The organism is Citrobacter sp. RHBSTW-01044, assembly GCF_013781945.1.
Taxonomy (GTDB): Bacteria; Pseudomonadota; Gammaproteobacteria; order Enterobacterales; family Enterobacteriaceae; genus Citrobacter; species Citrobacter braakii.
In genome coordinates this window covers 2,496,778-2,519,304 of the sequence record NZ_CP056180.1, presented here as the reverse complement: position 1 = coordinate 2,519,304, position 22,527 = coordinate 2,496,778, and the positions used below count along the sequence as shown (strand labels likewise).

The following is a 22,527-nucleotide window of genomic DNA, read 5'->3' as shown; positions in this document are numbered from 1 at the left end:
GCCGCTGAGTGTAGTGAGTGTAATTCTTGCTGTGAAACGCTAATATTTGCTTACTGATTTCAAATTTTTTGTAGGCAGAACATGTGGTCGGAATATTCACTTGAAGTTGTGGATGCGGTTGCGCGTAACGGTAGCTTTAGTTCGGCCGCGCAGGAGTTGCACCGCGTACCCTCGGCGGTAAGCTACACCGTGCGTCAACTGGAAGAGTGGCTGGCGGTGCCGCTTTTTGAGCGACGCCATCGGGACGTGGAATTGACGCCTGCCGGTGCATGGTTTCTCAAGGAAGGCCGCTCTGTTATCAAAAAAATGCAGATCACCCGCCAGCAATGTCAGCAAATTGCCAATGGCTGGCGCGGGCAGTTGGCGATCGCGGTAGATAACATTGTCCGCCCGGATCGTACCCGACAGATGATCGTGGATTTCTATCGTCATTTTGATGATGTGGAACTGCTGGTTTTCCAGGAGGTGTTTAACGGTGTCTGGGATGCGCTGTCCGATGGGCGCGTTGAGCTGGCAATCGGCGCCACGCAGGCGATTCCGGTGGGGGGGCGCTATACCTTCCGCGACATGGGAATGCTGAGCTGGAGCTGCGTGGTGGCAAGCCATCATCCGTTGGCGTCAATGCCCGGACCGCTAAGCGACGACACGTTGCGCAACTGGCCGTCGCTGGTGCGTGAAGACACGTCGCGGACGCTTCCTAAGCGTATTACCTGGCTGCTGGATAACCAAAAGCGCGTCGTGGTGCCTGACTGGGAATCTTCTGCGACCTGTTTATCGGCAGGTTTGTGCGTGGGTATGGTACCGACGCATTTTGCCAAACCGTGGATCGATAGCGGCAAATGGGTCGCGCTACAGCTGGAGAATCCATTTCCTGATGCCGCATGCTGCCTGACATGGCAACAGAACGATACGTCGCCGGCATTGAGCTGGCTGCTGGACTATTTAGGGGATAGTGAAACGCTGAATAAGGAATGGTTGCGGGAGCCCGATGAGGCTCCCGCACAACAGTCTTAACGACGGTAATCGCGGAACGGGCCGTCGGCAACGGAGCGGCGTTCTACCAGGCGCGGATGAACCTCGATAGACTGCGACTCTTCACGTTTATTCACGATACGGTCTAACAGCATGTTGAAGGCCGTTTCCCCCAGTGAATCTTTAGGCTGGTGAATGGTCGTCAGAGCCGGCGTGAAGAAGCGGGCATTGCGCACGTTGTCGTAACCGATGAGCGAAACATCCTGCGGTACGCGCAGTCCCATCTCGTCAGCGGCGCACAGCGCACCCATCGCCATGATATCGCCACCGCAGAAGACGGCGGTCGGACGATGCGACTGTGACAGAATTTGCTGCATGGCGCGATAGCCCGATTCAGGCTCAAAATCGCCCTGCACAATCCAGTTTTCAGGAACTTTAATCAGCGCTTCTTCCATCGCTTTCATAAAGCCTGCCAGACGCCCGGCTCCGGTATTACGCTCCATTGGGCCTGGGATCACGCCAATCTCACGATGACCGCGTTCTACCAGATACCGACCCGCCATGTAACCGCCTTCGAAGGCGTTATCAATGACCGTATCGGTAAAGTCGGCTTTAGCTTCGCCCCAGTCCATGACGACCATCGGAATATGGCGGTACTCTTCGAGCATCGAAAGCAGCGACTCCGGATACTCTGAACACATCACCAGCAGACCATCAACGCGCTTTTGCGCCATCATTGACAGATAAGCCTGCTGTTTTTCGAGGCTGTTCCATGCGTTACCCAGAATCAGGGTATAGCCTTTCTGGAAACAGTTTTTCTCAACGGCTTCGATAATTTCAGCGAAATAGGCCGCTTCGCTGCTGGTGGCCAGCAAGCCAATAGACTTGGTGTGATTCACCTTCAGGCTGCGCGCCACGGCGCTCGGAGAATAGTGCAGCTCTTTGATCGCCGCCCAGACAGCATTACGCGTTTCTTCCGCGACAAAGCGCGTCTTGTTAATTACGTGTGATACGGTTGTAGTGGAAACGTTTGCTCGCTTCGCTACATCTTTAATTGTTGCCATTACATCTCACTCCAGACCATATCCTAAGCTCCTGAGAATACTCCAGGTAAACGTTTGCCTTAACACACCCTTAGCGCAACGTAAGGGTTGCGGCACGCCGGGAAAACGACACGGAACGTCAGGAAGGGGTCAATGGCCGGTACGCTAATCAAGTAAGCGTGGAATTTTGTCTGATCTTAACGAAAAGGGGAAGAGTTAAAAGCAGTTATCAATATAAATCGTGAGAGATTTTTGCTTTCAAGTGTGTAAAAATGCGCAATATCACTTTTTGTGTGGGAATAAAAAGGAGAAAACTTGATGAGCACCGATCTGAAATTTTCGTTAGTGACTACCATTATTGTTCTGGGTTTGATCGTCGCGGGTGGCCTGACCGCAGCGCTGCATTGATTTCCCCCGAGGGAGTTCGCTCTCCCTCATCCTTTCCGCTTTCCTTTCCCGTCGATTGTTTGCGAATAAGCAAAAGTCTTTTGCAATTTTGTTAACTTTATTAATTTTGCGATCAATGTCATGCTTTTGACTCTTATTTTATGTCGCGCCCCGGCTCGACGTTACGGAGTCGAAATATGAAACTCAATTATCCTTTACTGGCGCTGGCGATCGGCGCGTTTGGTATTGGCACCACTGAATTTTCGCCAATGGGATTATTGCCCGTCATTGCCAAAGGTGTGGATGTCTCGATTCCCGCGGCCGGAATGTTAATCAGCGCGTATGCGGTTGGGGTGATGGTGGGTGCTCCGCTGATGACATTACTGCTGTCCCATCGTGCGCGACGTAATGCGTTGATATTCCTGATGGCGATTTTCACGCTGGGCAACGTGCTTTCGGCTATTTCGCCGGATTACACCACCCTGATGTTATCGCGTATTTTGACCAGTCTGAACCATGGGGCATTTTTTGGTCTTGGCTCCGTTGTCGCTGCAAGCGTAGTACCCAAACATAAGCAGGTCAGCGCCGTGGCAACCATGTTTATGGGGTTGACCATTGCCAATATCGGCGGTGTTCCTGCGGCGACCTGGCTTGGTGAAACCATCGGTTGGCGTATGTCGTTTATGGCAACGGCGGGTCTGGGCGTCATTGCCATGGTCAGCCTGTTCTTCTCATTACCCAAAGGTGGGGCGGGAGAGCGCCCGGATGTCCGTAGCGAACTGGCGGTACTTATGCGTCCGCAGGTGCTGTCGGCGCTGCTGACGACCGTTCTGGGAGCCGGGGCGATGTTCACGCTTTATACCTATATCTCGCCAGTGTTACATACGATTACCCATGCCACACCGGCGTTTGTGACCGGTATGCTGGTGCTGATTGGCGTTGGCTTCTCAATCGGTAACTATCTTGGTGGCAAACTGGCTGACCGTTCCGTTAACGGTACGCTGAAAGGCTTTTTACTGCTGCTGATGATTATTATGCTGGCCATTCCTTTCCTGGCGCGTAATGAGCTGGGTGCGGCAGTCAGTATGGTCATCTGGGGGGCAGCGACGTTTGCGGTCGTTCCGCCGTTGCAGATGCGCGTGATGCGCGTTGCCAGCGAAGCGCCTGGATTATCATCGTCAGTCAACATTGGCGCGTTTAATCTGGGGAATGCTCTGGGTGCCGCAGCCGGTGGGGCGGTGATTTCCGGTGGGTTGGGCTATAGCTTTGTTCCGGTGATGGGGGCAATTGTGGCAGGACTTGCGCTGCTGCTGGTCTTTATCTCGGCGCGCAAACAGCCTGAAGAGGCGTTCACTACCGCGAATTAATGCTAAAACGCAGAAGGGTTCTCCTTCTGCGTCATCTTTTTTATGCTGCGAAGTTCTTCGCAACAAATTCCCAGTTCACCAGCGCCCAGAAGTTTTCCAGGTAGCCAGGACGGGCATTGCGATAATCGATGTAGTAGGCGTGTTCCCATACGTCAACGGTCATCAGCGGCGTCGCGTCGGTGGTCAGCGGTGTACCTGCATTGGAGGTGGAAACGATAGCCAGTTTGCCATCTGTTCCTTTTACCAGCCAGGTCCAGCCAGAACCGAAGTTTTTAATAGCGGCATCGGTGAACTGCGCTTTGAAATCCGCAAAGCTGCCAAAGGAGGCGGCAATTGCTTCGGCCAGTTTACCGGTAGGTTCGCCACCTGCGTTCGGTGCCAGGCAGTTCCAGTAGAACGTGTGGTTCCATACCTGTGCTGCGTTATTGAATACACCGCCTTCAGAGCTACGTACGATCTCTTCCAGTGATTTGCCTTCAAACGCCGTGCCTTTAATCAGGTTGTTCAGATTAGTCACGTAAGTTTGATGGTGTTTGCCATAGTGATATTCCAGCGTTTCGGCAGAAATGTGCGGTGCCAGAGCATCTTTGGCATACGGTAATGCAGGTAATTCAAACGACATTGCTTCTCTCCTTATTATTTGTATTGAGTACACACAATAGCCTCATTGTGAGTAAGGATAGGGTAGCAAATTGAAAGGTTATGCAAAAGAAGAACTTACCCTACAGCAGGTACTGTAGGGTAAGTTTTTAACGAATTGTTTTTGGCGTCATTACCCGACGAGCGCCCACATAGTGGCGCTGCCAGTAATCTTCACTCAGAGAGGTGATTTGAATTTCCTGGCCGCTGCGCGGTGACTGAATAAACTTACCGTTGCCAACATAAACGCCAACGTGATCGGCAGTTCCACGCCCCTGGGTACGGAAAAATACCAGATCGCCATTTTTCAGTTCGCCACGTTCAATCGGCGCAGCATCGCGCAGATGATACATTTCGTTCGCTGTACGTGGAATGCGGAATTTCACCAGATCTTTATAGGCGTAATAGACCAGACCGCTGCAGTCAAACCCGGTTCTTGGTGAGGTGCCGCCCCAGCGATAAGGCTTGCCGATTTGGTTCATCAGCGTGGACATGGCGGTTTTAGTGGCTTTCTGCACTTTCACTTTATGCGCGTCAGCCAGCGTCGTTGGTGCGGTGGTTTTCACTTTTACACAGCGCGGCTTATGACCTTTGCGCGGCGTGCATTTTTCAGTCCAGGTAACGGCAGCGGTTTGTGCTGCGGTGTTTTTACCACGACGGTTTGCCGTTTTAGTCGACTTTGCCGGAGCGGCAGTGCGATGTTTAGAAGAGGAAGCGGTTTTGGTGCTGGTTTTGCTGGTGGTTTTTGTCGCCGTTTTTTTGCTGGTCTTTGTTGTTTTTTGGCTGGTTGTTGCGCTTTTCTTTTTATCTACCGTTTTGATGGTGTGGGAATGGGTAGGTGTCGTCCTGGCCTGCTTGGAAGCATGAGCCATGGGCGTAAAGGGCAGTGTAGTAAAAAGTAAAGCACAGAGCGTGATCGAGATTCGGTTTATCCGCGCCACTGAGCAATCCTCTGGTAAGGCAGGTCTATCATGCCTGCGTGTGATTTTCAAAACTTGATGATTCTAATCTATAGAAAGAGGGAAAGTTAATAGCTTTTTTGTTTAAAACTACGTTTCGTAACCGAGCGCAAAAAAAATCAGCAATTAAAGTTGGCGTTGGTGAACGAATAATCAAATCCACAGGCTTTAAGGGGATAAATGAGATTGTGAATGCAACTTTTGGCGTCAGGGGATAAAATAATAACGCGTAATGAAAATGTTATTTTCCGTTGCCTGTCTGACCCGCTACAATGTCAGACTACTGCCGTAAAAGAAGTTTAAGGAAGCAAGATAATGAGCACCACTATCGAAAAAATCCAGCGCCAGATCGCTGAAAACCCGATTCTCCTGTACATGAAAGGTTCCCCTAAACTGCCAAGCTGCGGTTTCTCCGCTCAGGCTGTGCAGGCGCTGTCCGCCTGTGGTGAACGCTTTGCTTATGTTGATATTCTGCAGAACCCGGATATTCGCGCCGAGCTGCCGAAATACGCAAACTGGCCAACCTTCCCGCAGCTGTGGGTTGATGGCGAGCTGGTTGGCGGCTGTGACATTTTGATCGAAATGTACCAGCGCGGTGAGTTGCAGCAGCTGATTAAAGAAACAGCGGCGAAATACAAAACCGAAGAGCCGGACGCTGAATAATATCAGCGTAAATAAAAAAGCGACCTCGTGATGGTCGCTTTTTTTATCGGTCCGTTATGCCTCTTCAGGTACGGGAAGAGGCCAGCCGCCGAGACGTTTCCAGCGGTTAACAATTTCGCAAAACAGCACGGCCGTCCGTTCGGTGTCATACAGCGCCGAGTGCGCCTGAGTCCCGTCAAATTCCATTCCTGCCGCCAGGCACGCTTTCGATAACACAGTTTGCCCCAGAGACAGGCCGCTTAAGGCCGCAGTATCAAAGGTGACGAACGGATGAAATGGATTACGTTTGAGCGAGGCGCGTTCTGCTGCGGCCATCATAAAACTGTGGTCGAACGTAGCGTTATGCGCCACCATGATCGCCCGATTGCAGCCGCTGTCTTTAATGCCTTTACGCACCATTTTAAAGATGGCATGCAGAGCGTCATATTCGCTGACCGCTCCGCGTAGCGGATTGTTAGGGTCAATTCCGTTAAAGGCGAGGGCTTCCGGCTGCAAATTCGCGCCTTCAAATGGCTCTACGTGGAAATGTAACGTCGTGTCCGGCATCAGCCAGCCTTGTTCATCCATTTTCAGTGTGATGGCTGCGATCTCAAGCAGCGCATCGGTTTTGGCATTGAACCCTGCGGTTTCGACATCAATGACGACAGGATAAAAACCACGAAAACGGTCACACAGACCGGAAAGTTGAGCGTTATCGGACATCTGGGTCTCTTAATACGGGAAAATTGCAGCGCGTATTATGGCAAAATGATGAGTATAAAACTACGGGCACAGACGATCTGCGCCCGTGGGGAGGTCAGTCGCCCAGGCCGCGCCCGGCGTCTTTCTCTTCGATCAGTTCAATTTTGTAACCGTCTGGATCTTCAACGAACGCAATTACGGTGGTGCCGCCTTTTACCGGACCGGCTTCACGCGTGACGTTACCGCCATTCTGACGAATACGTTCACAGGCTTCGGCTGCGTTGTCTACGCTCAGGGCGATATGACCGTAGGCAGTGCCCAGCTCATACTTGTCGACACCCCAGTTATAGGTCAGTTCGATCACGGCTTCGCTGGTTTCAGGGCCGTAGCCGACAAAGGCCAGGGAGTATTTGTATTCAGGGTTTTCGCTGGTACGCAGCAGCTTCATGCCCAGCACGTTGGTATAAAACTCGATGGAACGCTGCAGGTCACCCACGCGCAGCATGGTATGAAGTAAACGCATCTTTTTCCCCTTCGAAAATGGCTAATACATTCAAAATGTTGTTTTAGTATAGCGGCGTTGTTACGCCGCTATCAATGGCAGAACGTAGTTTGTGACGTTAGAGGGTAGGATAATCGGTGTAACCTTCCGCGCCGCCGCCGTAGAAGCTTTCGGCACGTTGCGGATTCAGCTCCGCTTTACGCTGCAGGCGCGCAACCAGATCCGGGTTAGCGATATAGGCGCGACCAAAAGCAACGGCGTCGATCAGGCCCTTCTCGATCAGTGCTTCTGCTTTTTCAGGTGTGTAGGCACCCGCACCAATGATCGGACCGTGGAAACGTGCACGAACTTTTTCGCGAAACGCATCGGAATACGGCTCGCCGCCAGCCCAGTCCGGCTCAGACATATGCAGGTAAGCGATTCCGCGCTTGCCCAGTTGTTCAATCAGATACAGCGCATCGGCTTCTTCGTTCGGGCCGTTGTCAACGTTCTGGAATGAGCCAATTGGGGAGACGCGAATACCGATGCGATCGGCACCCCATTCTTTAATACCGGCATCGACAACTTCCAGCACCAGACGTGCACGATTTTCGACGCTGCCGCCGTATTGATCGGTACGCTGGTTAGACGTTGGCGACAGGAACTGGTGCAGCAGATAGCCGTGAGCGGAGTGCAGTTCAACCATGTCGAAACCCGCTTCGCGCGCGTTGGCAATCGCCTGACGGAAGTCATTAACGATGCCGGGAATTTCTTCCGTTTCCAGCGCACGCGGCATTGAGGTATCCGCACGCGTTGCCAGACCATTTTCATCACGAAGCGAGGTCCGGGTACCGGCGCTAATCGCGGAAGGTGCGACCGGTGCCTGACCGTTGGGCTGCAGACTGGCGTGAGAGATGCGCCCGGTATGCCACAACTGGACCGCAATATGACCTTGCTCCGCATGTACGGCAGCGGTGATTTTTTTCCATGCGGCAATTTGCGCTTCGCTGTGTAAGCCGGGTGCCCCCGCATAGCCTTTTGCCTGCGCGGAAATCTGTGTAGCTTCACTGATGATAAGACCCGCGCTGGCGCGTTGACGGTAATACTCGGCCATCAGCGGAGTAGGGATGTCGCCAGGCTCAATGCTGCGCAGACGCGTCAGTGGCGCCATGAATACGCGGTTTGCTGCCGTAATAGCACCCACTTTCAGTGGGGAAAAAAGTTTTTCAGATGACATATGGCACTCCTGAATAGACCGGTCGTCTAGTAATAAAAGAAATAAAAACGCCTGTTAAACGGCAGGCGTAGTAATGATGGTTTTAACGTGCGCCAGCGCATTTTCCAGCGGGGTGGCGCTACGAGAAATCTTGGCCTGCAGGTTGGCGCCCAGCCACAGCGCATACAATACCTGCGCCTGCTGTAACGGCTCGCCAACAAAGGACAGACAATGGTTTGCCTGACCTTTCTCCAGCGCCTGCGCTAACAGCGCAATAATGTGCCGCGCGCCTTTATCCATCGCCGTGCGCATATCTTCTGACAGATCGCACACTTCGGCGGACAGTTTTACGGTTAAACAACCGCTGATAATGCCGTGCTGACTAAACTGGTTCAGTGTTTCCTGATAGTAGGCCAGAATGCGGTCGCGATAGTTTCCTGCCCCCGTATCAAAGTGCGTAGCCAGTCGCTGATGATAGGCCGCATAGTGGCGTTCCAGCATCGCAACACCGAACGCTTCTTTAGAGCGAAAATAGTGATAAAACGAACCTTTGGGGACTTCAGCGGTTTTCAGTAGTTCGCTTAAGCCCATACCGGTGAAGCCGCGCTGCATACACAGCAGTTCGCCAGTCGCCAGCAGATGTTCGCGTGTATCGTGTTCAGTGATTTTGTTCATGGAAAGGAGTGTAATAGACCAGTCGGTCTAATGCAATAGCGCTTGCGAGAAATTCAGTTAACGTCTTCAATAGGTATATCAATCTTACTAAAGGAGGGGATGTGGCCGAACAGCTGGAGTTTTTCCCCGTCCAGAGCCCATGCCGTGGAATATGTCAGTCTGACGAGCGCGGTTTTTGCCGCGGCTGTTTTCGCAGTCGGGATGAGCGTTTTAACTGGCAAAAGATGAGCGATGCCGAAAAGCAGGAAGTGCTACGGCTTTGTCGTCAGCGCCTGATGCGTAAATTACGAGCAAACAAAGCCAACCCTTCGGAAGAACCGCAACAACCTTCACTCTTTTAAAAGCGTAATTGCGTATACTCGATGCACATTTACTTATAAGGAAGCTGCTATGGTTCAGCGTATTACTATTGCGCCGCAAGGTCCGGAATTTTCTCGCTTTGTAATGGGGTATTGGCGCCTGATGGACTGGAATATGTCCGCGCGCCAGCTAGTCAGCTTTATTGAAGAACATCTGGATCTGGGTGTTACCACCGTCGATCACGCCGATATTTACGGCGGATACCAGTGTGAAGCGGCGTTTGGTGAGGCACTGAAGCTGGCTCCGCATCTGCGTGAAAAAATGCAGATTGTTACCAAGTGCGGGATCGCCACGACGGCACGCACGGAAAATGCGCTGGGTCATTACATTACCGACAGCGCGCATATCATTGCCAGTGCGGAAGCATCGTTGAAGTTACTGGCGACCGATCATATTGATTTGCTGCTCATCCACCGTCCCGATCCGCTCATGGATGCGGACGACGTAGCCGACGCGTTCAAAAAATTGCACCATAGCGGAAAAGTGCGTCACTTTGGCGTATCTAACTTCACCCCGGCACAGTTCTCACTGCTGCAATCGCGTCTGCCGTTCACGCTGGCGACTAACCAGGTTGAGATCTCACCGGTACATCAGCCGCTCCTGCTGGATGGTACTTTAGATCAACTGCAACAACTGCGCATTCGTCCGATGGCCTGGTCCTGCCTCGGCGGTGGTCGTCTGTTTAATGACGATGCGTTCCAGCCATTACGTAATGAACTTGCCACAATCGCAGAAGAGTTAAACGCGCAGTCCATTGAGCAGGTGGTGTACGCCTGGATTTTACGTCTGCCGTCTCAGCCGCTGCCGATTATTGGCTCAGGGAAGATAGAGCGTGTACGCGCCGCCGTTGAGTCTGAGTCATTGAACATGTCTCGCCAGCAGTGGTTCCGTATTCGCAAAGCTGCGCTGGGTTACGACGTACCGTAATCGCGTTTTTGACGCTTCTCCGTTCAAATTTGTGTCACTGGTTTACACTTATCAATCAGACACCTTTTGGACGGAGGTCTTATGAAGCGTTTGAGTTTGGCCATTATTACTCTACTCGCCTGTGCAGGTGCGCAGGCTGCCAGTGAAGAAAAAGTGACAATGAATCTGGTAACGTCGCAAGGCGTCGGCCAGGCGATTGGTACGGTCACTATTGCTGAAACCGGGAAAGGGCTGGAGTTTACGCCCGATCTGAAAGCGCTGCCGCCGGGTGAACATGGCTTCCATGTGCATGCGAATGGCAGTTGCCAACCGGCGATTAAAGAAGGAAAAGCCTCAGCCGCGGAATCGGCTGGAGGCCATTATGATCCGCACCAAACCGGCAAGCACGAAGGTCCGGAAGGCGCAGGCCACATGGGCGACCTGCCGCTGCTGGTGGTGAATAACGACGGTAACGCCACAACACCGGTCATTGCGCCGCGGCTGAAAACGCTCGATGAGGTTAAAGGCAAAGCGCTGATGATCCATGTCGGTGGCGATAATATGTCCGATCAACCAAAACCGCTTGGCGGTGGCGGAGCGCGCTACGCCTGTGGCGTTATTAAATAATCAATTGCCTAGCGTACCCGGCGGAGGCGCCTGTTCGAGCTGCGAAAGCGAGCAGTGTAGTCGCCAGATAAGCGCCGACAGTTCTTGCGCCGCAGGTTGATGATGGTGGGCGAGCGTGTCGCAAATACGCTGTAGCTCACTCAGCGTGGCATTCAGCGGCCGTTGCTGAACGCCGCGCTCACTCATTACGTCGCGAAGCAGCGATATACACACGTCTCTGACGCGAGCCAGAGGATCTGAACGCACCTCCCAGGTGCGCAGTTGCCACACCACGTGCGAGCAGTTCAGCAAGACAACCCCCCAACGCAATAGCCAGCGTCGCGCCAGGGCATCCTGACTGTTGCTGAGCTGGCTGACGTGGTGATAGGTCAGCGACTCAAATTCGTTTTCACTGAGCGAGGGATGTCGGCTGAGCTGATCGACAAAATCCCGGCGCAGGGCGCGAATATGGCGGCGACCTTTCCGCGCATCCGATCCAGGCCGCAGAATGGCGAATGCCAGCCACGATAGCGCCACGCCGGTGATTTTCGCCATATTGTCATTCAGGAAATCAGCAAAATCATAAACCGGCGGATTAGTCACCGCGATAAACGATCCCATAAACACGATTAGCTGTCCCCAAAGACCCGCCAGCGCTGGCATTTGCAGCTTCAGGAGTTGCATGGTAGCGAGCAACGGGAAGAGAAACAGAATGAATTGCCAGAGGTCAGAGATTTGCACCATCAGGCCAAACTTAACCACAAAGCTAAACAGCGACAGCAGAACCAATGTGCGCATCAGCAAAGAAAGCGACTTAAACGGCGTGGCTACGGCGGAATAGAGCACGCTGCTGATGGCCGCGAGCGTTAGTGCGCCAGAGCCTGATTCCCATTGCGCGGCAATGCTCCATGCGCCGATAAGCATCAGGGTACAGAACGTACGCAATCCGCTCCAGAGGGCTTCCGCATTATCGGTATGACGGGCAAGTCCTGGCGTGCGGGCGATAGTAATACGCTCGGCGGTAACGCCATTTTCCAGTAAATGCAGATAATGACTGCTGCGTAAGTACAGCCGACAAAAATAACGCAGTCGTTGCCAGAAGGCGACGTGCCGATAGTCGCGCGCATCGAGAGGACGCAGGGGGGCGATAATACGCGCGACGGTGTAGGTGTCGGTATTGGATTTGACCAGCTCGCTGAGCAGTTGTTCGATGATTTCCCGGGTATTATCCGGGGGAGTGGGCCAGTTCAGGAGCATCCTGCGCAGACTGGAGATCACGCTGGTCATACGTAACTGCTGATGCAACAGCGAATTGAGCAACGCATTTTGACGGCGAAAACGGTAGTGACTCCAGAACGCCTGAATACGCAGCAGGTTCATGGTCAGAATCTGACCGATAACACCTTCATGAGCTGTGCGAATCTCATCCGTTGTCTCCGGTTGCCAGAGTAAGCTGGCATGCTCCAGTAAACGCGAATGCATGTTTTTCAGCGCGGTAAGCAATGTGGTGCCATCGGAGGTGCTGGGGAGGATCATCATCATCATGCCGCCGCACAGGATACCGACGATGACCTCGCATACGCGGGCCTGAGCGATATCCCACAACTGCGTAATCTCTATGGTATTGACCATGGGAAAAGCAATGATCGCCGCCGTATAACCGGCCAGTTGAAAGGCATAGGCGACGTTATTGGTGAAATGCGCGCAGGCCCAGGTACAAAAACCGATCCACACTGACATGCTCAGCAAAAACAACCACGGCTCATTGAGGGTATGACCGGCAATAATCAACGCGGCGGTGGCGCCCAGCAAGCTACCCGCAACACGACCCAGACTTTTGCTGATAACCCCGCCGACGGTGGGAAAGCTGACCACTGCCGCCGAGGTCATCGCCCAGTAGGGCTCATCCAGATTCAGGTAATAGGCGAATGTTAACGCCAGACACATCGCAATGGTATTTCGCAACGCATAACGCCACTGCGCTACCGTGGCTTTAAACCACGGCCAATGGCCTGGCATCAGGTGGGACAGTTTCATTTACGCTGGCCGATAGACACGCTGCAGGTCGTACCAGAAACCAGGGTGACATTCTGCGGCAGAGCGTCGAATTCGATGCGGACCGGAACGCGTTGGGCCAGACGCACCCACGGCACATTGGGTTTGATGTCGGGAATCAGGCCGGAATCGCTTTCCACACTTTGGTCGTAGATGGCGCGACCAATACTGGATACGTGACCCTGTAACTTTATGTTGCCGCTGTAGAGCGTGATAACCGCAGGAGCACCTTCACGAATGTGGCGCAACTTGGTTTCTTCAAAATACCCCATCACATAGAAAGAGTGGCTGTCGACAAGGGCAAACAGGGGCTTACCGGTTGAGGCGTAGTCTCCAGTACGAGTTGAAAGGTTGGTGACCCAGCCCGCTACGGGCGCTTTGACCACCGTCTGCGTCAGTTGCCACTGTGCCTGGCGCAGACTGGCCTCGGCTGCTTCAACGCTGGCCTGCATGGCTTTCACGTTGAGGTTAGCAGTATCCAGATCTTCGGCTGAGATGTAATTTTGCGATAAATGACGGCGGCGGTTGGCTTCGTTATTGGCTTTCGCCAGATCGGACTGTGCCTTCGCCAGCTGCGCTTGCGCATTCAGTTCAGCAATGTGAAACGGCGTCTTGTCGATGATAAAAAGGACATCGCCTTTGTTCACAAACTGGTTATCTTTTATATTGAGTTCGCTAATGCTGCCTGAGACCTGCGGCGTGATGCTGACCTGCTCAGCACGCACTTTGCCATCACGTGTCCAGGGCGATTGCATATAGTAATTCCACATCCACCATCCGGCGAAAACTGCGATGGCAGCGACTATAATGGTGGAGAAGTATTTAATGGTTTTAAGCGACATAATCACCACACAATCAGCATTACAAAGGCCAGACATACGCAAAGCGTAAAGAGTGACAGATCCATTAACAGGGGATGCCAGATTTTGCCGGAGTAAATCCAGTCGCGTAGCAGGCGATGAACAATCAGCCAGAGAATAAATCCTGCTACAAACGCCTTGAAAACAGGAGGGAAGTAGACAGATGCTCCGATCATTAAATCTTGTAGGGGCAATCCTGTTGCATTAAACATAAACTTCACGGGCAAAATCCTTGGCGGAAGAGAGCATTGCTATAGGTTTAGCAAAAAAGAGACAATGAGTCTCTGTAACGCATAATGTCTGAAAAAATGTCAGCCGGTAAGCAAATTTGGCAATACATTTGTTTTGGGAATACAAATGCTGCACACTATTCTAAAATCAGCATAATAACTTAGCAAGCTAATTATAAGGAGATGAAATTGGAATCGCCATTAGGTTCTGATCTGGCACGGTTGGTGCGCATTTGGCGTGCTCTGATTGACCATCGCCTGAAACCTCTGGAGTTGACGCAGACGCATTGGGTTACGCTGCACAACATTCATCAATTGCCGCCTGATCAATCGCAGATTCAGTTGGCTAAAGCGATTGGCATCGAGCAGCCTTCGTTGGTACGCACGCTTGACCAGCTGGAAGAAAAGGGACTCATTTCACGACAGACTTGCGCCAGCGATCGTCGGGCTAAGAGAATTAAACTGACAGAAAAAGCAGAGCCGCTGATTGCAGATATGGAAGCGGTTATCAACAAGACGCGTGGAGAAATTTTGGAAGGGATTTCAGCTGAGGAAATTGATCTGCTGATTAAACTGGTCGCCAGACTGGAACACAATATTATTGAACTACAGTCACAGGGCTGAAACGATAAGATGACGTGTGGCCAGAGCCTGACCACACGTGAATTCGATTAGCGTGGAGACACGGTAACCTGGCTGCCGTTGTTAGCCATAACAACGCGCTGGCCAGCTGAGAACTTGGTTGCACCCTGTTTCTGAACCACCATGATGGTATTACCGTCGTCCTTACGGATTTCCAGTTCTACACCCTGGGTTTTATTCATCGCACCTTGTACACCTTGACCCGCTACGCCACCGGCAACTGCGCCAGCCGCCGTGGCTAATGAACGACCCGTACCGCCGCCGACGGTGTTACCCAGGAACCCGCCGAGTACCGCACCACCAATGGCGCCAATCACGTTTGCGTCATCACCACCCTGGATTTGCACCGGACGAACATGAACAATTGTACCGTAGGTTACGTTCTGAACTTGTTTCGCTTCGGATGCGGTGTATACGTCGCCTGAAAGGCTATCATTGTTAACGCAGCCCGCCAAAGACACACCCATTAATGCAACAATCAGCACACGTTTAATCATTTACAAATCTCCTTTAACACCACGAAACGCTAATAAAGCACCCTTCATGGCTAAATTATATGGCACTTGTGAGCCTAAGGTCACATGTTCTACTGGAACAATATGAAAATCTTAACCGAAATCGGATATACCGAGTATAAACGAATCATTCATATAATTGATGTAATAAAGCGTCCATTGTAATGATTAGCCCTCAAAAATCATTAAGGAAGCATGGCATTAGTCGGCACTTTATGGTTGAGTGTCAAGGCTAATTTGCTTAAAAGGATGACATATGAAATCGGGCCGTTTTATCGGTGTAATGTCTGGAACCAGCCTTGATGGTGTCGATGTTGTGCTGGCGACAATAGATGAAACGATGGTTGCGCAACAGGCGAGTCTGACCTGGCCTATCCCTCTCCATATAAAGCAGGCGATCCTGGATATCTGCCAGGGGCAGCAGCTTACGCTATCGCAGTTTGGCCAACTCGACGCACAGCTCGGTTATCTGTTTGCCGAGGCGGTGAATGCACTGTTGGCACAGGAAAAATTGAAACCGCAGGAGATCGTTGCGATTGGCTGTCATGGGCAAACCGTGTGGCATGAACCGACGGGAATTGCGCCGCACACGCTGCAAATTGGCGACAACAATCAAATCGTCGCGCGTACCGGGATAACGGTGATCGGCGATTTTCGTCGCCGCGATATCGCTCTCGGCGGGCAGGGCGCGCCGTTGGTTCCCGCTTTTCATCAGGCGCTGTTGGCTCATCCAACGGAGCGGCGGATGGTGCTAAACATTGGCGGAATTGCCAATCTGTCTCTGCTTATCCCACAGCAACCCGTTCGCGGTTACGACACCGGGCCGGGCAATATGCTGATGGATGCCTGGATCTGGCGGCAATGCGGCCAACCCTACGACAAAGATGCGCAGTGGGCCACATCGGGAACGGTGATCCTGCCTTTACTGCAAAATATGCTTAACGATCCTTATTTTTCTGCGCCTGCGCCGAAAAGCACTGGCCGCGAGTATTTCAATTATGGCTGGATAGAACGTCATATGGCGCAGTTCCCGGGAATAAGCCCGCGGGATGTGCAGGCGACGCTTGCCGAACTGACGGCGGTGACCATTTCCGAGCAGGTCTTGCTAAGCGGAGGCTGTGAACGGCTAATGGTATGCGGCGGCGGCAGCCGTAATCCGCTACTGATGATGCGTCTGGCGGCGTTATTGCCAGGGACAGAGGTCACTTCAACCGATGAGGCTGGGATCAGCGGCGATGATATGGAGGCCCTGGCTTTTGCCTGGCTGGCGTGGCGAACGCTGGCGGGATTACCGGGAAATCTGCCTTCTGTGACCGGCGCATCAGAACCGAGCGTTTTAGGGGCAATTTACCCTGCTAACCCACGAACTCAGAGTTAACTGAAATTATTCAGCGCCATATGTCGATAAACTAGGGATATTAGGGAGGGTGCCATTACCCTCCAGGACCAGGAAAGTCTTCAGGATATGGCTATGAAAAAACTGTTGTTAGTGTGTCTGCCGGTACTGCTTAGCGGGTGCAGCGTGTACAACCAATTTGTCGAGCGTATGCAAACGGATACCCTCGAATACCGCTGTGACGAAAAACCGCTTACCGTGAAGCTGAACAATACCCGTCAGATGGCGAGTTTTGTTTATGATAATCAGCTATTGAACCTCAAACAGGGCGTGTCGGCATCAGGTGCTCGCTATACCGATGGTATTTACGTCTTCTGGTCTAAAGGCGATGAGGCAACGGTCTATAAACGAGACAGAATTGTGCTAAATAACTGTCAGTTACAGAACCCGAAGCGTTGAGATTTTCACCTGGGCGGCGCACAATAGCGTCACCCACTGACAATCCGTAGCCAACATCATGTCTGATAACGACGAATTGCAGCAAATCGCGCATTTGCGCCGTGAATACACGAAAGGCGGTCTCCGCCGCCGCGATCTTCCCGCCGAGCCCCTTGCGCTGTTCGAGCGCTGGCTGGGGCAAGCCTGTGACGCCAAACTGGCCGATCCCACTGCGATGGTCGTTGCTACCGTCGATGAAAACGGTCAGCCTTATCAGCGTATCGTGTTGCTCAAACATTATGATGACAAAGGGCTGGTTTTCTATACCAACCTCGGTAGCCGTAAGGCACATCAGATTGAGAAAAACCCACGCATCAGCCTCCTGTTTCCCTGGCATACGCTGGAACGGCAGGTGATGGTGATCGGCAAGGCTGAGCGCCTATCCACGCTGGAAGTGGTGAAATACTTCCACAGTCGCCCACGTGATAGCCAGATTGGCGCCTGGGTCTCTAAGCAATCCAGTCGGATCTCCGCGCGCGGTATTCTGGAAAGCAAATTCCTCGAACTGAAGCAGAAGTTTCAGCAAGGTGAAGTTCCACTGCCCAGTTTCTGGGGAGGCTTTCGCGTGAGTATTGAGCAGATGGAGTTCTGGCAGGGTGGCGAAAACCGTCTGCACGATCGTTTTTTATACCAACGCGAAGATAACGCGTGGAAAATTGATCGCCTGGCCCCCTAAAGATGCAAAATTCTTGTTTTAAGCGCTGGTGCTGAACAATCCGGCGCTTTATTCTATGTTTCTTTCGCATCAGGCGAAAAGTCGTGTACCGGCTAAGGTGCAGTCGTTTTATACATGGAGATTTTGATGGCAAGCAGTAACTTGATTAAACAATTGCAAGAGCGGGGGCTGGTGGCCCAGGTGACGGACGAGGAAGCGTTAGCAGAGCGACTGGCGCAAGGCCCGATCGCGCTCTATTGCGGCTTCGATCCTACCGCTGACAGCTTGCATTTGGGGCATCTGGTTCCATTGTTATGCCTGAAACGCTTCCAGCAGGCAGGCCATAAACCTGTCGCACTGGTGGGCGGCGCAACCGGTCTGATTGGTGACCCGAGCTTTAAAGCCGCTGAGCGTAAACTGAATACCGAAGACACCGTGCAGGAGTGGGTGGATAAAATCCGCAAACAGGTTGCACCGTTCCTCGATTTCGACTGTGGCGACAACTCGGCGATTGCTGCGAACAACTATGACTGGTTTGGCAGTATGAATGTACTGACTTTCCTGCGTGATATCGGCAAACACTTCTCCGTTAACCAGATGATCAACAAAGAAGCGGTGAAGCAGCGTCTGAACCGTGACGATCAGGGGATCTCTTTTACCGAGTTTTCTTACAACCTGCTGCAGGGTTATGACTTTGCCTGCCTGAACAAACTGCACGGTGTTGCGCTGCAGATTGGCGGTTCTGACCAGTGGGGCAATATTACTTCGGGTATCGATTTGACCCGTCGTCTGCACCAGAACCAGGTGTTTGGTCTGACCGTTCCGTTGATCACTAAAGCTGACGGCACGAAATTCGGTAAAACGGAAGGCGGCGCTGTGTGGCTGGATCCGAAGAAAACCAGTCCGTACAAATTCTACCAGTTCTGGATCAATACCGCCGATGCGGATGTTTATCGCTTCCTGAAATTCTTCACCTTCATGGACATTGAAGAGATCAATGCGCTGGAAGAAGAAGATAAAAATAGCGGTAAAGCGCCGCGCGCCCAGTATGTTCTGGCTGAGCAAGTAACGCGTCTGGTTCACGGCGAAGAAGGTCTGGTAGCGGCAAAACGTATTACCGAAAGCTTGTTCAACGGTAATCTGAGCGATTTGAGCGAAGCGGATTTCGAACAGCTGGCGCAGGATGGCGTGCCGATGATCGAGATGGACAAAGGTGCCGATCTGATGCAGGCGCTGGTGGACTCCGAGCTGCAACCTTCTCGCGGCCAGGCACGTAAGACTATCGCGTCTAATGCGGTGACCATCAACGGTGAGAAGCAATCCGATCCGGAATATTTCTTCCAGGAGAGTGATATCCTGTTCGGGCGCTACACCTTACTGCGCCGTGGCAAGAAGAACTATTGTCTGATTTGCTGGAAGTAAGATTTAGTTAGCAGGGGCGTGGGAAACTACGCCCCTTTATTTTTTCAGGGTTGTGGTAAGTAAAATGAAGAATATCCTCGCCATCCAGTCCCACGTTGTTTTTGGTCATGCAGGCAACAGTGCAGCAGAATTTCCAATGCGTCGTCTTGGCGCAAATGTCTGGCCGCTGAATACCGTTCAGTTTTCTAACCACACACAGTACGGCAAATGGAGCGGTTGCGTTATGCCGCCGAGTCATCTGACTGACATTGTCCAGGGCATTGCAGATATCGATAAACTCCAGACTTGTGACGCAGTACTGAGCGGCTATCTTGGCTCGGCTGAACAGGGCGAGCATATTCTGGGTATTGTACGCAAAGTAAAAGCGGCCAATCCGCAGGCGAAATATTTTTGTGACCCGGTGATGGGCCATCCGGAAAAAGGGTGTATCGTCGCGCCGGGCGTAGCGGAGTTTCATGTACGCCATGCGCTTCCAGCCAGCGATATTATCGCCCCGAACTTGGTTGAGCTCGAAATTCTGTGCGAGCATGCGGTGAACAATGTTAATGAGGCCGTGGCGGCAGCGCGTGAACTCATCGCTCAGGGACCAGAGATTGTGCTGGTGAAGCACCTGGCTCGCGCGGGTATCAGCGCAGATCGTTTCGAGATGCTGTTAGTTACTGCTGAACAGGCATGGCATATCAGCCGACCGTTAGTCGATTTTGGCGCACGTCAACCGGTTGGCGTGGGTGATGTCACCAGCGGCTTGTTGTTGGTTAAACTGCTGCAGGGCGCGTCTTTACAGCAGGCGCTGGAGCACGTGACGGCGGCGGTGTACGAAGTGATGATTGCCACCAAAAAAATGCACGAGTATGAGCTGCAGGTTGTGGCTGCGCAGGATTGTATCGCGAAACCTGAACACTACTTCAGCGCGACGCAGCTGTAACCAATGCCCGATGGCGCTCACGCTTATCGGGCCTGCGTTTGGCTGAAGGCCGGGTAAGCGCAAGCGCTACCCGGCAACAACAATTAATTTAACCCTTCTGCTTTCAACGCCGCGGCAACCGCCGGACGTTCAGCCATACGCGCCATATACGCATCGATATTGCTTAATCCTGCCATATTCAGCTTAACCGCATAGGCCCAACGCAGCACGGTGAACAAATAGGCGTCCGCAATGCTGAAGCGCGAACCGCAGATCCATTGGTTATCTTGCAGCGCGTCGTTCACATACTGCATTTTTTTCTCCAGCAGCGCGCGAACGGTTGGCTTGAAGTCTTCCGGCGTATCGGGACGGAACAGTGGGGTAAAGCCTTTATGCAGTTCTGTCGCAATGTAGTTAAGCCATTCAATGGTTTTGTAACGGGAGAGGCTGCTGGTCGGGGCAAGGAGTTGACGGTCTGGAACGGTGTCCGCCAGGTATTGCATGATGGCGACGCCTTCGGTCAGTAGCGTACCGTCATCCAGCAGCAGCGCGGGAACTTGCCCTTTTGGGTTTACCGCGAAAAAATCATCGCCGTTTTCCAGGCGCTTCTTCATCAGATCAACACCATCCAGCGTGAAATCTTTACCGCTCTCACGAAGTGTGATGTGGGAAGCAAGAGAACAAGCGCCCGGTTTGTAGAACAGTTTCATCGGTAACTCCTTTTGGCTGAGGTATATCGTATGGTAGTGCTAGCTCAGGCAAAAAAAAAGCCGCTAACACCAGTTAGCGGCCTGAAAAAGAGTTTCCCTGAGAATTACGCTGTCGCGGCCTTAGAGGCTTTCTCATTGACGTCATCGTCCTGAGTCATACGATTCAGTTTCGGTGCCGTCAGTAGCATCAGAACAGCGATAACAGCCGTAGCAACACCAATCTGCAGGAACACACGACCGTAGACTTCAAGGGACATCAGCGGGTCAGTGACGTTCTCTGGTACAGCCATCATGTTGGCTACGTAACCACCGATGATGTTTGCACCGGCAGTGGTCAGGAACCAGCTACCCATGATGAAGCCCATCAGGCGTTGCGGAACCAACTGAGCCACCATTGCCAGACCCAGACCGGAGATCATCAGTTCACCGATACTTTGCAGACCGTAGCAGATGATCAGCCAGTTAACGGAAACGATGCCCGCATCAGTAGCGAATTTAGCACCCAGAGGCAGGATCAGGAACGCACCGGAACACAGCACCATACCAATCGCAAACTTGGTTGGCATCGGCAGAGTATCGCCCATCTTGTTATAGATAGCGGCGAGGATTGGGCTACCAATGATGATCCAGAACGGGTTCAGTGCCTGGTACTGCTCAGGTTCGAAAGCAATGCCAAGAATAGAGTGCTCAACGTTACGAATCGCGAAGAAGTTCAGTGAGGTCGGCATCTGGCTGTACAGCACGAAGAAGATAATCGCTTCCAGCATCAGAATGAAGGCGACGATCATTTTACGACGCGCAGCACCGTGCATGGTGAATGCTTCTTTACCGAAGATAAACACGATACCCAGAGCAATGACGCCCAGAACCATACGAGCGATCTGCTGGTTGTGCAGCAACCAGGTTGCAATAGCGATCAGTACCACGACGCCAACAATAGTCAGCAACAGGTTACGGAAGTTGATCGGCTCAAAGTCAGGTTTAGAACCGTACTGTTTAACCCAGCGCTGACAGAATGCGAAGTTAACAACGGTAATCAGCATACCCACGACGCTCAGAGCGAACGCGGTGCTCCAGCCGTAATGCGCAGCCAACCACGGTGTTGCCAGCATAGAGAAGAATGAACCGATGTTGACGGACATGTAGTACATGGTAAATGCACCATCAAGACGCGGGTCATCTTTGGCATAGCAGGTAGAGAGCAGGGATGATGGGTTTGCTTTAAACAGGCCGTTACCGACCGCGATGGCCGCCATGCCCATATAAACGATACCCGCATCGTGACCGGACCATGCTACCAACGCATAACCGATGGCCAGGACAACGGCACCCAGCATAATGACACGTTTTGTACCCAGAACTTTATCACCTAACCAGCCGCCAATGGCAACCAGACCGTACACCAGGGCGCTAAAGGACGAGAAAAGGGTGATGGAATCCGCTTCTGACATACCCAGTTGTTTAACCAGGTAGACGGCCATAATTCCTTGCAGGCCGTAATAACCAAAACGCTCCCACAGCTCAATAGAGAAAATGAGATAGAACGCTTTTGGTTGTTTGAAGGCGTTTAAACTTACGCTTTCTGTTGGTTTATTGTTTGCAGTAGACACTTTTACCTCTTTTTTTACATCCCATATCAACGGGGGTGTTCAGGCACGTGATGAGTCAAGTTCATCCGTCCGATTGTTATAGTGGGAGGGGAAACGGAAAGTAATGTTCACTATCTTGACCATTCAGACAAGTGG

At 52.3% G+C, this 22,527-nt stretch carries 25 protein-coding genes and 1 pseudogene; 13 read left to right on the top strand and 13 right to left on the bottom strand.

The annotated features are described in order from the left end of the window. The first annotated feature begins 81 nt into the window (after nt 1-81). On the top strand, nt 82-1,014 hold the full coding sequence (gene punR, locus HV352_RS12160) for a DNA-binding transcriptional activator PunR (RefSeq protein ID WP_019076726.1): 933 nt from the start codon (nt 82-84) through the stop codon (nt 1,012-1,014). Here punR and purR read toward each other — a convergent pair. Further along, complete coding sequence (purR, locus tag HV352_RS12155; RefSeq protein ID WP_003832757.1) at nt 1,011-2,036, bottom strand: HTH-type transcriptional repressor PurR; 1,026 nt, start codon at nt 2,034-2,036, stop codon at nt 1,011-1,013. The genes punR and purR overlap by 4 nt on opposite strands. Before the next feature lie 297 nt (nt 2,037-2,333). On the opposite strand from purR, the gene cydH reads away from it, so the two are divergent. Together cydH and HV352_RS12145 are read left to right on the top strand one after the other, a co-directional pair. Continuing rightward, nucleotides 2,334-2,423, top strand: coding sequence for a cytochrome bd-I accessory subunit CydH (cydH, locus tag HV352_RS12150; RefSeq protein WP_003029209.1), 90 nt, complete (start codon nt 2,334-2,336; stop codon nt 2,421-2,423). Between the two features lie 176 nt (nt 2,424-2,599). After that, nucleotides 2,600-3,769, top strand: coding sequence for an MFS transporter (locus HV352_RS12145; RefSeq protein ID WP_181634769.1), 1,170 nt, complete (start codon nt 2,600-2,602; stop codon nt 3,767-3,769). 40 nt (nt 3,770-3,809) lie between these two features. On the opposite strand, the gene sodB is transcribed toward HV352_RS12145, so the two are convergent. Together sodB and HV352_RS12135 are read right to left on the bottom strand one after the other, a co-directional pair. Continuing rightward, a complete protein-coding gene (sodB, locus tag HV352_RS12140; RefSeq protein ID WP_016152988.1) occupies nt 3,810-4,391 on the bottom strand; it encodes a superoxide dismutase [Fe] in 582 nt (193 codons plus the stop codon). A gap of 127 nt (nt 4,392-4,518) precedes the next feature. After that, a complete protein-coding gene (locus HV352_RS12135; RefSeq protein WP_019076728.1) occupies nt 4,519-5,349 on the bottom strand; it encodes a C40 family peptidase in 831 nt (276 codons plus the stop codon). A gap of 333 nt (nt 5,350-5,682) precedes the next feature. Here HV352_RS12135 and grxD point away from each other — a divergent pair, with 333 nt between their 5' ends. Next, nucleotides 5,683-6,030, top strand: a complete 348-nt coding sequence (grxD, locus tag HV352_RS12130) for a monothiol glutaredoxin 4 (RefSeq protein WP_003832760.1) — start codon at nt 5,683-5,685, stop codon at nt 6,028-6,030. Nucleotides 6,031-6,084: 54 nt separating this feature from the next. On the opposite strand, the gene rnt is transcribed toward grxD, so the two are convergent. The 4 genes from rnt to HV352_RS12110 all read right to left on the bottom strand — a co-directional run bounded on the left by rnt (nt 6,085) and on the right by HV352_RS12110 (nt 9,083). After that, nucleotides 6,085-6,732: a ribonuclease T gene (gene rnt / locus HV352_RS12125; RefSeq protein WP_016152990.1), complete on the bottom strand. Its 648-nt coding sequence runs from the start codon at nt 6,730-6,732 to the stop codon at nt 6,085-6,087. Between the two features lie 94 nt (nt 6,733-6,826). Further along, the gene (gene gloA / locus HV352_RS12120; RefSeq protein ID WP_003029198.1) at nt 6,827-7,234 is read right to left on the bottom strand and encodes a lactoylglutathione lyase; all 408 of its coding nucleotides are present in this window, start codon (nt 7,232-7,234) and stop codon (nt 6,827-6,829) included. A 97-nt stretch (nt 7,235-7,331) separates the two neighbouring features. Beyond that, nucleotides 7,332-8,429 (bottom strand): alkene reductase, encoded by a 1,098-nt coding sequence (locus HV352_RS12115; protein WP_003029197.1) that lies wholly within the window; start codon nt 8,427-8,429, stop codon nt 7,332-7,334. A gap of 54 nt (nt 8,430-8,483) precedes the next feature. Continuing rightward, nucleotides 8,484-9,083, bottom strand: coding sequence for a TetR/AcrR family transcriptional regulator (locus tag HV352_RS12110; protein ID WP_016152991.1), 600 nt, complete (start codon nt 9,081-9,083; stop codon nt 8,484-8,486). A 101-nt stretch (nt 9,084-9,184) separates the two neighbouring features. Here HV352_RS12110 and HV352_RS12105 point away from each other — a divergent pair, with 101 nt between their 5' ends. The 3 genes from HV352_RS12105 to sodC all read left to right on the top strand — a co-directional run bounded on the left by HV352_RS12105 (nt 9,185) and on the right by sodC (nt 10,976). Then, a complete protein-coding gene (locus tag HV352_RS12105) occupies nt 9,185-9,424 on the top strand; it encodes a DUF1289 domain-containing protein (protein WP_016156428.1) in 240 nt (79 codons plus the stop codon). 49 nt (nt 9,425-9,473) lie between these two features. Further along, nucleotides 9,474-10,370 carry an aldo/keto reductase family oxidoreductase gene (locus HV352_RS12100; protein WP_016152993.1) on the top strand — a complete coding sequence of 299 codons (897 nt, stop codon included), beginning with the start codon at nt 9,474-9,476 and terminating at the stop codon, nt 10,368-10,370. Nucleotides 10,371-10,451: 81 nt separating this feature from the next. Beyond that, on the top strand, nt 10,452-10,976 hold the full coding sequence (gene sodC / locus HV352_RS12095) for a superoxide dismutase [Cu-Zn] SodC (RefSeq protein ID WP_016156429.1): 525 nt from the start codon (nt 10,452-10,454) through the stop codon (nt 10,974-10,976). On the opposite strand, the pseudogene HV352_RS12090 reads toward sodC, so the two are convergent. The 3 genes and pseudogenes from HV352_RS12090 to HV352_RS12080 form a co-directional block, all read right to left on the bottom strand. Continuing rightward, nucleotides 10,952-12,992 (bottom strand): annotated as a pseudogene (locus tag HV352_RS12090) (FUSC family protein). The gene sodC and the pseudogene HV352_RS12090 sit on opposite strands and share 25 nt — an antisense overlap. Further along, complete coding sequence (locus HV352_RS12085) at nt 12,989-13,852, bottom strand: HlyD family secretion protein (protein ID WP_016156431.1); 864 nt, start codon at nt 13,850-13,852, stop codon at nt 12,989-12,991. Before HV352_RS12085 ends, HV352_RS12090 begins: the two are co-directional and overlap by 4 nt. A 2-nt stretch (nt 13,853-13,854) precedes the next feature. Beyond that, nucleotides 13,855-14,091 (bottom strand): DUF1656 domain-containing protein, encoded by a 237-nt coding sequence (locus HV352_RS12080; RefSeq protein WP_181634767.1) that lies wholly within the window; start codon nt 14,089-14,091, stop codon nt 13,855-13,857. 192 nt (nt 14,092-14,283) lie between these two features. Between HV352_RS12080 and slyA the strand changes: the two genes are divergently transcribed. Next, on the top strand, nt 14,284-14,724 hold the full coding sequence (gene slyA, locus HV352_RS12075; RefSeq protein ID WP_019076732.1) for a transcriptional regulator SlyA: 441 nt from the start codon (nt 14,284-14,286) through the stop codon (nt 14,722-14,724). A gap of 47 nt (nt 14,725-14,771) precedes the next feature. Here the strand turns inward: slyA and slyB are convergent, their stop codons facing one another. After that, complete coding sequence (slyB, locus tag HV352_RS12070) at nt 14,772-15,239, bottom strand: outer membrane lipoprotein SlyB (protein ID WP_046276343.1); 468 nt, start codon at nt 15,237-15,239, stop codon at nt 14,772-14,774. A 274-nt stretch (nt 15,240-15,513) separates the two neighbouring features. On the opposite strand from slyB, the gene anmK reads away from it, so the two are divergent. The 5 genes from anmK to pdxY all read left to right on the top strand — a co-directional run bounded on the left by anmK (nt 15,514) and on the right by pdxY (nt 20,093). Beyond that, a complete protein-coding gene (gene anmK / locus HV352_RS12065) occupies nt 15,514-16,635 on the top strand; it encodes an anhydro-N-acetylmuramic acid kinase (RefSeq protein ID WP_016152999.1) in 1,122 nt (373 codons plus the stop codon). Nucleotides 16,636-16,722: 87 nt separating this feature from the next. Then, nucleotides 16,723-17,052 (top strand): C-type lysozyme inhibitor, encoded by a 330-nt coding sequence (gene mliC / locus HV352_RS12060; RefSeq protein WP_085951051.1) that lies wholly within the window; start codon nt 16,723-16,725, stop codon nt 17,050-17,052. A gap of 58 nt (nt 17,053-17,110) precedes the next feature. Next, on the top strand, nt 17,111-17,767 hold the full coding sequence (gene pdxH, locus HV352_RS12055; RefSeq protein WP_003029169.1) for a pyridoxamine 5'-phosphate oxidase: 657 nt from the start codon (nt 17,111-17,113) through the stop codon (nt 17,765-17,767). Nucleotides 17,768-17,893: 126 nt separating this feature from the next. Then, a complete protein-coding gene (gene tyrS, locus HV352_RS12050) occupies nt 17,894-19,168 on the top strand; it encodes a tyrosine--tRNA ligase (RefSeq protein ID WP_003836431.1) in 1,275 nt (424 codons plus the stop codon). Between the two features lie 64 nt (nt 19,169-19,232). After that, nucleotides 19,233-20,093 carry a pyridoxal kinase PdxY gene (gene pdxY, locus HV352_RS12045; protein WP_181625944.1) on the top strand — a complete coding sequence of 287 codons (861 nt, stop codon included), beginning with the start codon at nt 19,233-19,235 and terminating at the stop codon, nt 20,091-20,093. A gap of 83 nt (nt 20,094-20,176) precedes the next feature. Here pdxY and gstA read toward each other — a convergent pair whose 3' ends face one another. Further along, nucleotides 20,177-20,782 (bottom strand): glutathione transferase GstA, encoded by a 606-nt coding sequence (gene gstA, locus HV352_RS12040; protein WP_016153002.1) that lies wholly within the window; start codon nt 20,780-20,782, stop codon nt 20,177-20,179. Nucleotides 20,783-20,886: 104 nt separating this feature from the next. Further along, nucleotides 20,887-22,392 carry a dipeptide/tripeptide permease DtpA gene (dtpA, locus tag HV352_RS12035; protein ID WP_016153003.1) on the bottom strand — a complete coding sequence of 502 codons (1,506 nt, stop codon included), beginning with the start codon at nt 22,390-22,392 and terminating at the stop codon, nt 20,887-20,889. Nucleotides 22,393-22,527 lie beyond the last annotated feature (135 nt).

What these genes read in the sequence shown, in the direction of transcription:
- punR (WP_019076726.1), top strand. Translation starts at nt 82, where the DNA reads ATGTGGTCGGAATATTCACTTGAAGTTGTGGATGCGGTTGCGCGTAAC.
- purR (WP_003832757.1), bottom strand. Translation starts at nt 2,036, where the DNA reads ATGGCAACAATTAAAGATGTAGCGAAGCGAGCAAACGTTTCCACTACA.
- cydH (WP_003029209.1), top strand. Translation starts at nt 2,334, where the DNA reads ATGAGCACCGATCTGAAATTTTCGTTAGTGACTACCATTATTGTTCTG.
- HV352_RS12145 (WP_181634769.1), top strand. Translation starts at nt 2,600, where the DNA reads ATGAAACTCAATTATCCTTTACTGGCGCTGGCGATCGGCGCGTTTGGT.
- sodB (WP_016152988.1), bottom strand. Translation starts at nt 4,391, where the DNA reads ATGTCGTTTGAATTACCTGCATTACCGTATGCCAAAGATGCTCTGGCA.
- grxD (WP_003832760.1), top strand. Translation starts at nt 5,683, where the DNA reads ATGAGCACCACTATCGAAAAAATCCAGCGCCAGATCGCTGAAAACCCG.
- rnt (WP_016152990.1), bottom strand. Translation starts at nt 6,732, where the DNA reads ATGTCCGATAACGCTCAACTTTCCGGTCTGTGTGACCGTTTTCGTGGT.
- gloA (WP_003029198.1), bottom strand. Translation starts at nt 7,234, where the DNA reads ATGCGTTTACTTCATACCATGCTGCGCGTGGGTGACCTGCAGCGTTCC.
- HV352_RS12115 (WP_003029197.1), bottom strand. Translation starts at nt 8,429, where the DNA reads ATGTCATCTGAAAAACTTTTTTCCCCACTGAAAGTGGGTGCTATTACG.
- HV352_RS12110 (WP_016152991.1), bottom strand. Translation starts at nt 9,083, where the DNA reads ATGAACAAAATCACTGAACACGATACACGCGAACATCTGCTGGCGACT.
- HV352_RS12100 (WP_016152993.1), top strand. Translation starts at nt 9,474, where the DNA reads ATGGTTCAGCGTATTACTATTGCGCCGCAAGGTCCGGAATTTTCTCGC.
- sodC (WP_016156429.1), top strand. Translation starts at nt 10,452, where the DNA reads ATGAAGCGTTTGAGTTTGGCCATTATTACTCTACTCGCCTGTGCAGGT.
- HV352_RS12085 (WP_016156431.1), bottom strand. Translation starts at nt 13,852, where the DNA reads ATGTCGCTTAAAACCATTAAATACTTCTCCACCATTATAGTCGCTGCC.
- slyA (WP_019076732.1), top strand. Translation starts at nt 14,284, where the DNA reads ATGAAATTGGAATCGCCATTAGGTTCTGATCTGGCACGGTTGGTGCGC.
- slyB (WP_046276343.1), bottom strand. Translation starts at nt 15,239, where the DNA reads ATGATTAAACGTGTGCTGATTGTTGCATTAATGGGTGTGTCTTTGGCG.
- anmK (WP_016152999.1), top strand. Translation starts at nt 15,514, where the DNA reads ATGAAATCGGGCCGTTTTATCGGTGTAATGTCTGGAACCAGCCTTGAT.
- mliC (WP_085951051.1), top strand. Translation starts at nt 16,723, where the DNA reads ATGGCTATGAAAAAACTGTTGTTAGTGTGTCTGCCGGTACTGCTTAGC.
- pdxH (WP_003029169.1), top strand. Translation starts at nt 17,111, where the DNA reads ATGTCTGATAACGACGAATTGCAGCAAATCGCGCATTTGCGCCGTGAA.
- tyrS (WP_003836431.1), top strand. Translation starts at nt 17,894, where the DNA reads ATGGCAAGCAGTAACTTGATTAAACAATTGCAAGAGCGGGGGCTGGTG.
- pdxY (WP_181625944.1), top strand. Translation starts at nt 19,233, where the DNA reads ATGAAGAATATCCTCGCCATCCAGTCCCACGTTGTTTTTGGTCATGCA.
- gstA (WP_016153002.1), bottom strand. Translation starts at nt 20,782, where the DNA reads ATGAAACTGTTCTACAAACCGGGCGCTTGTTCTCTTGCTTCCCACATC.